The sequence below is a fragment of the Streptomyces sp. CLV115 genome (assembly GCF_038448545.1).
GTDB lineage: Bacteria > Actinomycetota > Actinomycetes > Streptomycetales > Streptomycetaceae > Streptomyces > Streptomyces sanglieri.
Genome location: NZ_JBCEWQ010000219.1, coordinates 1 through 10,745, shown reverse-complemented (window position 1 = coordinate 10,745; position 10,745 = coordinate 1). Strand labels below are relative to the sequence as shown.

The 10,745-nt window shown below is 71.9% G+C and carries 9 protein-coding genes; 3 read left to right on the top strand and 6 right to left on the bottom strand.

All coding sequences use genetic code 11. The features are described 5' to 3' along the window. Positions 1 to 23: 23 nt before the first annotated feature. On the bottom strand, positions 24 to 218 hold the full coding sequence (locus AADR41_RS38870; protein ID WP_124717718.1) for a hypothetical protein: 195 nt from the start codon (positions 216 to 218) through the stop codon (positions 24 to 26). A gap of 501 nt (positions 219 to 719) precedes the next feature. Here AADR41_RS38870 and AADR41_RS38865 point away from each other — a divergent pair. Next, entirely contained in the window at positions 720 to 1,874 is a 1,155-nt protein-coding gene (locus AADR41_RS38865; RefSeq protein ID WP_342286929.1) for an acyltransferase family protein, read from the top strand. Positions 1,875 to 1,892: 18 nt separating this feature from the next. Here AADR41_RS38865 and AADR41_RS38860 read toward each other — a convergent pair whose 3' ends face one another. From AADR41_RS38860 to AADR41_RS38850, 3 genes are read right to left on the bottom strand one after another with little or no spacing between them, the layout of a single operon-like run. Beyond that, on the bottom strand, positions 1,893 to 2,399 hold the full coding sequence (locus tag AADR41_RS38860; protein WP_342286927.1) for an HD domain-containing protein: 507 nt from the start codon (positions 2,397 to 2,399) through the stop codon (positions 1,893 to 1,895). A 9-nt stretch (positions 2,400 to 2,408) separates the two neighbouring features. Next, positions 2,409 to 4,889, bottom strand: a complete 2,481-nt coding sequence (locus tag AADR41_RS38855) for an ABC transporter permease (RefSeq protein WP_342286926.1) — start codon at positions 4,887 to 4,889, stop codon at positions 2,409 to 2,411. Further along, positions 4,889 to 5,734 carry an ABC transporter ATP-binding protein gene (locus tag AADR41_RS38850; RefSeq protein WP_342286925.1) on the bottom strand — a complete coding sequence of 282 codons (846 nt, stop codon included), beginning with the start codon at positions 5,732 to 5,734 and terminating at the stop codon, positions 4,889 to 4,891. The genes AADR41_RS38855 and AADR41_RS38850 overlap by 1 nt, the downstream gene beginning before the upstream one ends. A 318-nt stretch (positions 5,735 to 6,052) precedes the next feature. Here AADR41_RS38850 and AADR41_RS38845 point away from each other — a divergent pair, with 318 nt between their 5' ends. Further along, positions 6,053 to 7,243 carry a cation:proton antiporter gene (locus AADR41_RS38845; RefSeq protein WP_342286924.1) on the top strand — a complete coding sequence of 397 codons (1,191 nt, stop codon included), beginning with the start codon at positions 6,053 to 6,055 and terminating at the stop codon, positions 7,241 to 7,243. An 83-nt stretch (positions 7,244 to 7,326) separates the two neighbouring features. Here the strand turns inward: AADR41_RS38845 and AADR41_RS38840 are convergent, their stop codons facing one another. Continuing rightward, positions 7,327 to 8,472: a PP2C family protein-serine/threonine phosphatase gene (locus AADR41_RS38840; protein WP_342286923.1), complete on the bottom strand. Its 1,146-nt coding sequence runs from the start codon at positions 8,470 to 8,472 to the stop codon at positions 7,327 to 7,329. A gap of 105 nt (positions 8,473 to 8,577) precedes the next feature. On the opposite strand from AADR41_RS38840, the gene AADR41_RS38835 reads away from it, so the two are divergent. Next, positions 8,578 to 9,810: a GNAT family N-acetyltransferase gene (locus tag AADR41_RS38835; protein WP_342286922.1), complete on the top strand. Its 1,233-nt coding sequence runs from the start codon at positions 8,578 to 8,580 to the stop codon at positions 9,808 to 9,810. A 43-nt stretch (positions 9,811 to 9,853) separates the two neighbouring features. Here the strand turns inward: AADR41_RS38835 and AADR41_RS38830 are convergent, their stop codons facing one another. Next, positions 9,854 to 10,663, bottom strand: coding sequence for an Fpg/Nei family DNA glycosylase (locus tag AADR41_RS38830; protein WP_342286921.1), 810 nt, complete (start codon positions 10,661 to 10,663; stop codon positions 9,854 to 9,856). Positions 10,664 to 10,745 lie beyond the last annotated feature (82 nt).

Below are 10,745 nucleotides of genomic sequence, written 5' to 3'. Positions count from 1 at the left end.
CCCCCCCCCCCCCCCGGCCGGGGTCAGAAGGAGATCTGGTTGATGGTCTCCGCTATCGAGTTCATGAACCTGTTGATCGACGGCGCCATGCCGGTCGATGCCAGGAAGAAGCCGAAGAGCGCCGCGACGATCGCCGGCCCGGGCTTGATCGAGCCGCCCCGGATCAGGACCACCAGGATGATCGCCAACATCAGCACCACAGACAGTGAAATGGCCACGACTGCTCACACCCTTGGTCGGTCCGCCTTGCCGGCCCGGAGGTGTGCGGCCTAGCACTCCTCCGTCCCGTCCATCGTGCCACCAACTCCCCTGTGGTCGCTGCCGGGTGACGGATCGAAGTGACGGTATCGCGCCATCCTTGCGCCCCGCGCGCACTCGGGGCGCACAGCCGCACGAGGGGTCGCACTGCGCTCCGCCCCCGCCCCGCGGGCCCGCGCACAGTGTTCCGCATTCCTGTGAGTGAACTGTGGATCGACCATTCACAATGGCTTGCGAATGTGACGGTTTCCATACCCACACACTTCATTCACATGCAATTCCAAGCTTCAGGTGCGATTAAATTCACGCACCGCAACTGCCTGCCGATATGCGCCATTTAAGGTGGATGAATCGGTGCATAGCGGGCGGTTGCCGGTGGTTTCACTTTCGATTGGGGCAGGAACACTCGATATCTCCGAGCGGTTTTACGAATTGCAATCCGGGCGTCTAAGGTGCATGAGATGTTCCACGCTCCGAACGTATTTCAGAGGGCCCCGCTCCCATCGGCGACCCGGGAGTCGGAGCCCAGACACCGAGGGACGACGACCGCCACCGCACCACCTGTCGCGCCGGTGGCGAACAAGCCGCCGGGCGCCGCACCGGCGAAGCGGCGTGATGCCTACTTCGACAACGTCAAATATCTGGCCATCGTGCTCGTCGCGGTGGCGCACTCGTGGGAACCGGTGATGGACGGCAGCCGGACCGCCCGGGCGCTGTACATGGTGGCGTACACCTTCCACATGCCGGCGTTCATCATCGTCTCCGGCTACTTCTCCCGCTCCTTCGACATGTCCGCCGCGAAGGTGAAGCGCCTGGTCACCGGCGTCGCCGTGCCCTATGTGGTGTTCGAGACGGCGTACTCCCTGTTCAAGCGGTACGCGGACGACGCGGCCGATCAGTCGATCAGCCTGCTCGACCCCTGGTACCTCACGTGGTTCCTGATCGCGCTGTTCGTCTGGCGGATCACCACGCCGATCTGGCAGGCGCTGCGCCATCCGCTGCCGGTGGCGCTGGTCATCGCCGTGCTCGCCTCGGTCTGCCCGACGATCGGCGACGACCTCGATCTCCAGCGTGTCCTGCAGTTCCTGCCGTTCTTCGTGCTGGGCCTGCGGCTGAGGCCCGAGCACTTCGAGCTGGTGCGCCGGCGCGAGGTGCGGATGGCCGCGCTGCCGCTGTTCGCCGGGGCCCTGCTGTTCGCGTACTGGGTGGCACCCAGGATGCAGCTGGGCTGGTTCTACCGCAGCAACAGCGCGCAGGAGATGGGCGCGCCGTGGTGGTCCGGTGCCGTGATGACCCTGGCGATGTTCGGCTGCGCGCTGCTGCTCACCATCGGCTTCCTGGCCTGGGTGCCGCGCCGCCACATGTGGTTCACGGTGCTCGGCGCCGGCACGATCTGCGGCTATCTGCTGCACGGCTTCCTGATCAAGGGAGCCGGGTACGCCGGGGTGTTCGACGTCTACGACTGGCTGGCGGCCCCCGTCGGCCTGGTCCTCGTCTCGGTGGTCGCGGCCGTCGCCGTGACGCTGATGTGCACGCCGCCGGTGCGGCGGGTGCTGCGCCCGGTGACGGAGCCGGACATGGACTGGGCGTTCCGGCGGGCCTCCGCCCGGCTCTGAGCCGGGCGGAGAAGTGGATCAGCCCTTCGCCGTGTTGGCTTGAACCGATTGCTCGGCGGGCGATTCGCCCGGGGTGAGCCCCAGCATCGCGCGTACCTGCGCATACTTCTCGGTCAGCCGGGTACGGGTCGCCGGTTCCAGCACGGCGAGGCGGGCCGGGTCCGCGTTGTGCGCCAGGTCGGACTCCTTGACCAGCAGGGCGCCCGGGGTGTCCAGGATGCGCCGGGTGTACGCACGGAGGTCCTCGCCGTCACGTCTGGTGACGGCGAGGACCATGTCCTTCACCTGCTGCGGCAGCGCCGCCTCCGCCAGCCACCGGGCCGGCAGCGCATCGTCCTCGACCGCGTCGTGCAGCCAGGCCGCGGCGATCTGGTCGTCGCTGCCGCCCCGGACCCGTACCCCCTCGGCGACCGCGGCGAGGTGTTCGGTGTACGGGCGTCCCGCCTTGTCCCGCTGCTCGGCGTGGGCCTCGCGGGCGATCGCCTCGACTTCGGCCAGGGTCAGATGGGCGTGCGGCTCGGTCATGGGCCGACTCTACGGACGGGCGGCCGTCCTGCGAAGGGCGGCCCGGGCCGGGATCAGGGCGGCGGCGAGGCCGAGGCCCACGGTCGCGGCGACGAAGGTGCCGAGCAGGGCAAGCGGGATGTACGGCGACTCGCCGGTCAGGCCCTTCATCATCGGGAAGAGCGTGGCCAGCGCGATGGCGATGCCGAGCGCGGCGCCGGCCACGGTGACCAGCAGCGCCTCCCAGCGGATCATGCCCATGACCTGGCGGCGGGTGGAGCCGACCAGCCGCAGCATCGTCAGTTCGCGACGGCGGTCCAGAACGGTCATCACCAGGGTGTTGACGGCGGCGACGGCGGCGAACCCGCCGAGCACCGCGGCCATGACGGTGTTGGCCCAGGCGTTGAGCTCGCGGTCCTTGTCCTGTGCGGCGGCGTAGCCGGAGCGGTCGGTGACGGTGCCGAGCACGGTGAGCTTCTGTGCGGCGGCGGGGGTGGCCCGTACCAGCACGTCGGAGACGTACGACGAGGTCAGGTGGGCCTTCAGATCGGCCGCGGGGAACGTGACGAGGCTGGTGCCGAGGCCGCGTCCGTAGACGGCGACGATCTTCGGGGAGGCCTTGGTGCCGTCCGGGAGGCGCAGGGCGAGCCGGTCGCCGGTGCCCAGATCCGCCGAGTCGGCGAGCGTGGTGTCGATGGCGACGGTGCCGGGCCGCAGGCCGGTGAGCGATCCGGTCCTGACGTCGAGGTCCTGGACCTCGGCGAGGTCGCCGCCGGAGCCGGTGATCCCCTGGGCCGAGGTGCTCTGGAGCCTGCGGTCCCCGCCCGATCCGGTGGGCACCAGGACGGAGCTGCGGAGCAGCCCGACGGCGGTCGTGACACCGGGTGTGGCGGCGGCCCGTTCGGTCGCGTCGGAGGCGAGCCCGCCCGGGGCGGAGACGATGTGGTCGGCGATGACGGCGTCACGCTGCTGGTGAGCGATCACCCGCTCCTCGCTGGTCTGCATGAAGACGAGCGTGGAGGAGAAGGCCATGGCGAGCACGATCGGGGTGATCGCGGAGGCCAGTCGGCGCGAGTTCGTCCGGGAGTTGGCGGCGGCCAGCGAGCCCGACGCGCCTGCCGCGTGCAGCGGGAGGCCCATGACGGTGGCGCAGATCCGGGCGATCGGCGGACCGAGCAGGCCGACCGCGAGCATGAAGAGCATGACGACGCCGAGTGCGGCGTTCGCCGCGTCCTCACCGCTGGTGGACGCGGCGACGCCCGCGAAGATTCCACCGCCGACGAGGGCGGCGATGCCGAGCGGGGTGCGGATCCAGCCGAACGGGGGCTGTTCCACGGCGGACTGTGCGAGCGCCTGCCCCGGCTTGCTCTTCGACGGCTTGCGGGCGGCGAAGTATCCGGCGCACAGCGCGGTGAGCATCGTGGCGGCCGTGGCGACGGTCAGCGGCAGCCAGGAGACGCGCAGCCCGACGGGCCCGGGGACGGCTCCCCGGTCCTGGAGCTGCCCGAACCACCAGTGGGCCAGGGCGATTCCGGGCAGGCAGCCGAGCGCTCCGGCGAGCGGGGCGACGAGCAGGGATTCGGTGGCGATGGAGCGGCGCAGCTGGCGCGGGGTGGCACCGATGGCGCGCAGCAGGGCGAACTCGCGGCTGCGCTGGCCGACGGAGAGGGCGACCGTACCGGCGGCGGTGAAGACGGCGACCATGGTGGCGATGCCGCCGAAGGATCCGCCGAGGCCCACGAGGACTTCCGAGGCGCCCGCGAGTCCCGCGTCCTCGACGGCGCCCCGGCCGTCACCGGTGTGGACCTGGGCGGTGGCGGTGCGGCCGACGGCATCGCGGACCTGGCCGGCGAGGGTCTCGGTGGTGGTGCCCCGGGCGGCGAGCACGGCGATGGCGTCGACCCGGCCGGGGTGGCCGGAGAGCTCGACGGCCTGCCGGTCGGTGAAATAGACGGTGACGTCGGTGGCGGTGGTGCCCGCGACGCGGAACTCCCGTGCGCCCGCGGGGGTGTCGAGGGTGATCCGCTCGCCGGCCCGGGCCCCGGTGGCGGTGGGGACGACGACTTCGCCGGTCCCGGGCGCCTCGCCGGTGAGCAGCCGTGTGCCGGTGAGGGCGGCGGAGCCCCAGCCGTGAGCGGTGAGGGGGGTGCCGCCCTGTCGTACGGAGTAGCTCACGTCCCCGATCGCGGCCGCCGCGCCGGGGGCCGAGGCGACCTTGCCCACCAGGGATTCCGGGAGTCGCGCGGTGTCCGGTACCGGGTGGGCGGCGTCGTACTCGCCCTCGCCGGTGCCGACCGTCATGTGGACCCGCTGGTCGGCGGCGACCACCACGGGGGCCTTCGCGTAGCGGTCCGCGGGGACGGAGGCGCGCAGGCCGGTCTCCAGCAGGATGCCGCAGGCGGAGACGACGGCCGCGGCCAGCAGGAGCGCGACGAAGGTCCCGATGAACGACGAGGGTTTGAAGCGGACGGCCGCGCGGGCGAGGCCGTTCGGGGCGTGCGGGCTGAACATCAGGCTGCTGCTCCTGCGTGGGCGGGGACGGTCCGGGCGGTCAGTGCGGCCATCCGGGCGGCGACCTGCGCGGCGTCGGCGCGCGGCAGGCGGTCCACGATCGCGCCGTCGGCGAGGAAGAGCACCTGGTCGGCGTAGGCGGCGGCAGCCGGGTCGTGGGTGACCATGACGACGGTGGCGCCGAGGCCGTCCACCGCGTTGCGGAGCAGGGCGAGGATCTCGGCGGCGGTGGTGGTGTCGAGGGCGCCGGTCGGCTCGTCGGCGAAGATCACGTCGGGGCGGGTGACCAGGGCGCGGGCGACGGCGACCCGCTGCTGCTGGCCACCGGAGAGCTGGGAGGGGCGGCGGCCGCCCTTGTCGCCGAGGCCGACCCGGGTGAGCATCTCGGTGGCTTCCCGGCGGCTGCGGGCGGAGCCGGTGCGCTGTCCGGCCAGGCGCATCGGCAGGACGACGTTCTGCTCGACCGTGAGGGACGGCAGCAGGTTGAAGGACTGGAAGACGAAACCGAGGCGGGTGCGGCGCAGTTCGGTGAGCCGGTTCTCGCTCAGGCCGGTGATCTCGGTGCCGCCGAGGCGTACGGAGCCCTCGGTGGGGCGGTCCAGTCCGGCCGCGCACTGGAGGAAGGTGGACTTGCCGGAGCCGGAGGGGCCCATCACGGCGGTGAAGGTGGCGCGCGGGAGGGCGAGGTCGATGCCCCGCAGCGCGTGGACGGCGGAGCCGCCGCGGCCGTACTGCCTGCGGACACCGCGCAGTTCGACGGCGAGGTCCACGGGCGCGGGCCCGTGGTGGAAGCCCGCCGCGTACTGCCCGTCCTGCGCGCGCTGCCTGCTGCGTCGCAGCCCCATGATGTCCGCCTTCCGTTGCTCGACGGCCGCTTCTTCGACCGTGATTCGAACCTACGAAGCCGGGCGGATCGGGAACATGGCGGCTGCTGGCGGATCGAGGGTGGGGAAAACCCCAGGTCCGCCCTGGGGGAGGCGGATCCGGGGTGGTCGGGGCGGGAGTCCTGGGGCCGGCACCCGGCGGGGCGGACGGCCGGCGCCTTGAGGGGGTACACAGTTGCCAGGTCAATCGTTCGGTAAACTAATTACTGACGCTTTCTTGACACTCTCTTGACCATACGAAGGACTGGGCTCATCGGACACGCAGACACGCTCATCGCCATGGGCGGCGCCTTCCTGGCCGCCGCCGTTCTCGCCCGCGTCGGCAGCCGCATCGGACTGCCGACCATCCCCCTGTTCATCCTGGCCGGAATCCTGCTCGGCCCGCACACCCCCGGGATCGTGCTCGTCGCCGACCCGCACGAGCTGGAGATGCTCTCCGCGCTCGGTCTGGTGCTGCTGCTCTTCTACCTCGGTCTCGAATTCCACCTCGACGACCTCAAGACCGGCGGCCGCAGGATGGCGATCGCCGGTGGCACCTATCTCGCCCTGAACGTCGGCGCCGGGCTCGGCTTCGGCTTCGCGCTGGGCTGGGGCACGTCCGAGGCGCTGGTCCTCGCCGGTGTGCTCGGCATCTCGTCGTCCGCCATCGTCACCAAGGTCCTGGTCGACCTGGGCCGGATCGGCAATCCGGAGACCAAGCCGATCCTCGGCATCATTGTGGTCGAGGACGTCTTCCTCGCCCTCTACCTGGCCGCCCTCCAGCCCATCCTGTCGGGCGCCGACAGCCTCTCCGCCGCGGCGGTCGACGGCGGCAAGGCCTTCGGCTTCCTGCTGCTGCTCGCGCTGGCCGCCCGGTTCGGCACCGCGGTCATCGGCAAGCTGATCAGCACCCGTGACGACGAGCTCCTGGTCATCTCCTTCCTCGGTGCCGCGGTCCTCGTGGCCGGCGTCTCGGAGTGGTTCGGGGTCGCGGACGCGATCGGCGCCTTCATGGTCGGCCTGATGCTCGGCAGCACGACCTCCGGGCCACGCATCCTCAAACTGGTCCACCCGCTGCGGGACGCCTTCGGCGCGATCTTCTTCTTCGCCTTCGGGCTCTCCATCGACCCGGGCGATCTGCCGACCGTGCTCTGGCCGGTGCTGGCCGCCGTCGCGGTGACCCTGGTGATGAACGTGTGCGCGGGAATCGCCGCCGCGAAGGTCTACTCGTTCGGTCCGCAGGCCACCGCGAACATCTCCACCACGCTGGTGGCGCGCGGCGAGTTCGCCCTGATCCTCGCCACGATGGCGGCGGCCGCCGGGCTGGACGAACGGCTCTCCCCGTTCATCGCGGGCTACGTACTGCTCCTCGCGGTGCTCGCGCCGCTGGCGGCCGGGCGCTCGCACTGGCTCGCCCGCGTTCTGCCGGGCGGGCGGGGCCGGGGTGAGGACAGCGACAGCGAATCCGGGAAGCTCTCGGTCCCGGCCTGAGCCGCACCCGTGTCGTTCCGGGGGCGGGGAGAGCGGCTTCGGCCCGCTCGGCCCCGCTCCCGGAGGCGCCGGTGTCCCGCGGTTCAGGACCTGCGCGAGAGCAGCAGCAGCGCCCGGTCGTCGTTGACGTCCTTGGCACACGCCTCGATCAGATGCCAGGCCGCGCCCTCGAACCCGGTGGCGACATAGCGGTCGGCCTCGCCGGTCAGCCGGTCGATGCCCTCCGCGATGTCCCGGTCGGACGCCTCGACCAGGCCGTCCGTGAAGAGCATCAGCACGTCGCCGGGGGCCAGCGAGCCCTTCACGGCGTCGAACTGCGCCCCGTCGTACACCCCCAGCAGCGGCCCCTCGGCCGCCATCTCCTCCCACTGGCCGCTGCCCGAGTGGAGCTGGAGGGCGGGCGGGTGGCCGGCCGACAGGAGTTCGTAGTCGCCCGATTCGAGGTCCAGGACCAGATGGATCGAGGTGGCGAACCCCTCGTCCCAGTCCTGGCGCAGCAGATAGCCGTTGGCCGCCGGCAGGAAGCCGTGCGGGGGCAGCGAGCCGAGCAGTCCGCCGAAGGCCCCGGACAGCAGGAGGGCGCGGGAGCCCGCGTCCATGCCCTTGCCGGAGACATCGGTGAGTACGGCTTCCAGGGTGCGCCCGCCGTTGGTGCGGGCGGCGACGACGAAGTCCCCGGAGAAGGACTGCCCGCCCGCCGGGCGCAGCGCCATCTCGCGGTGCCAGCCCTGCGGCAGCCGGGGCAGGGCGCTCTGGACCCGGATGCGTTCGCGCAGGTCGAAGAGCATGGTGCCGCCGCGCCGCCACGGCACCCCGACCCTGGCCCGGAACTGGGCGAGGACCAGCCCGAAGAAGCCGCAGGCCGCGACCACCAGGACGATTCCGGGGGTCACCCGGGCCGGGCCGTCGCCGTACGGGCCCAGCGCGACCGACTCCACGATCAGGGCGGTGGCGGCGGTCGCGTACAGGCCCAGCAGGCTGGCCGGGCGCAGCAGCAGGCCGCCCGCGACGATCGGCAGGACGAGTGCGGCCGGGGAGCACCACACCGCGTCGAAGAGGGTGGCGCAGGTGATGGCCGGAATGGTGAGCAGCAGACCTGCCAGCGCGATCCAGTCCGATCCGTCGCCGCGGAAGTAGTCGACCCCGGACTTGCGCAGCGCGATGCGCGCCCGGTGCGCCGATTTCCGCAATCGGGCCGGGTACGTGTCTGCTCCTGTGCGACGGGCCATTGCGGGGACCTTATCCACCCGGCCGCCCGAGGTGCAGGGGGACCCCGTGACAATGCGTTCGAAATCGGGTCGCCCCGAGCGCCTTGCCCCTGGTAGGCATGGCCCATGACTACTGAGCTTCGCGTACTGCGTCCGTCCGAATGGAACCAATGGTTCGAGTGTCTGGAGCTGGCGTTCGGCGGGGACCCGGAGACTCCCGAGGAGCGCGAGCTGTTCGAGCAGCTGACCGAGCACGAGCGGTCGCTGGGTATCTGGGACGGGGACGACGTGGTCGGCACGGCCGGGGCGTTCAGCTTCCGGGTCGCCGTGCCGGGCGGGGCGCTGGTGCCCGCCGCCGCGATCACGATGGTGAGCGTCGCCTCCACGCACCGCAGGCGTGGGCTGCTGACCTCGATGATGCGCCGGCAGCTGGACGACATCCGCGCGCTGGGCGAGCCGTTCGCCGTACTGACGGCCTCGGAACCGGCGATCTACGGCCGGTTCGGCTATGGCCCCGCCTCCCGGCAGATGTCCATGACGATCGAGAAGGACCGGATCCGGCTGGACGTGCCGCCGGGCACGGACGAGGTCCGGCTGCGCCACGCGAAGCCGGACGAGGCGATGGCCGCGTGCGAGAGCGTGTACGAGCGGCTGGTCTCCGGCCGTCCCGGCGTCCCGGTCCACGGGCCCGGCTGGGAGCGCAAGCCCATGGTGGACCCGGTCTCCAGCCGCCAGGGCTCCTCGGCGCAGCAGTGCGTGCTGGCGGAGCGGGACGGGGAGATCGTCGGCAATGTGACGTATCACATCAAGCCGGAGTGGGAGCCGTCCGGTCCCAAGGGCACCATCGTGGTCAACGACCTGGCCGCCCTGGACCCGGCGGCGTACGCGGCGCTGTGGCGGTTCGTCTTCGAGATCGACCTGATGACGACGGTCGTGGCCCGCAACCGCCCGGTCGACGACGCGGTGCTGCACCTGGTGTCGGACGTGCGGCGGTGCAACATCCGGGTCCGCGACTCGCTCCACGTGCGCCTGGTGGAGCTGGGTGCGGCGCTGGAGGCCCGGACGTACCGGGGCCCGCTGGACGTGGTGTTCGAGGTGGCGGACGCGTTCTGCCCCTGGAACGAGGGGCGTTGGCGGCTCACGGCCGACGAGAAGGGCGTCGCGTCCTGCCGCCGGACCGACGACCCGGCCGATCTGGAGCTCTCGGTACGGGAGTTGGGCTCGGCCTATCTGGGCGGCGAGTCGCTCAGCTCGCTGGGGCAGGCCGGGCGGGTGCGGGAGCTGCGGGCGGGCGCGCTGGCGGAGGCGTCGTCGGCGTTCCTCTCCGACGTGGCGCCGTGGCTGCCGCGGGGGTTCTAGGGGCCTTCCAAGGGCTGTCCCGCAATTCCTGGCTTGACAGCCCTTAGCGCTTCTGGCACCCCGGGCACCAGAAGAGATTGCGGGCGGCGAGGTCGGCGGTGCGGATCTCGCCGCCGCAGATGTGGCAGGACTGCCGGGCCCTGCGGTAGACGTACACCTCGCCGCCGTGGTCGTCGACGCGCGGTGGGCGGCCCATCGCCTCCGGCAGGTGCTCGGGACGGACCGTGTCGATCCGGTTGTTCCGCACGCCTTCGCGCATCAGCACCGCCAGGTCCGCCCAGATCGCGTCCCACTCCGCGCGTGCGAGGTCCCTGCCCGGGCGGTACGGGTCGATCCCGTGCCGGAACAGCACCTCCGCGCGGTAGACGTTGCCGACCCCCGCGATGATCTTCTGGTCCATCAGCAGGGCCGCGACGGTGATCCGGCTGCGCGAGATCCGCAGCCAGGCCCGCTCGCCGTCCTCGTCGGTCCGCAGCGGGTCCGGTCCCAGGCGCTCGTGTATCGCGCGCTTCTCGGGCTCGGTGATCAGCACGCAGGCCGTCGGGCCGCGCAGATCCGCGTGGTGCTCCTCGTTCAGCAGTCGCAGCCGGACCGTGTCGGTGGGCGGCGGGGCCGGGACCGTACCGAATCCGAGCTTGCCGAACAGGCCCAGGTGGATGTGGACCCAGCCGGCGCCGCCGAAGCCGAGGAAGAGGTGCTTGCCGTGGGCGTCCACGTCGGTGAGGGGCCGGCCGTCGAGCAGCGCGGCACCCGCGGCGAACCTGCCCTGCGGGCTGCTCACCCGCACCGGGCGCCCGGCGAACCTGTCCCGGTGGTCCGCGGCAAGGCGGTGGATCGTGTGTCCCTCGGGCACGGTGGCGGCTCTCCTCGGTGGGTGTGCGGGGGCGGACATGGCTGTGCCGCCGGGGGGACCGGGGGGCCGGGGGGGGAGGCCG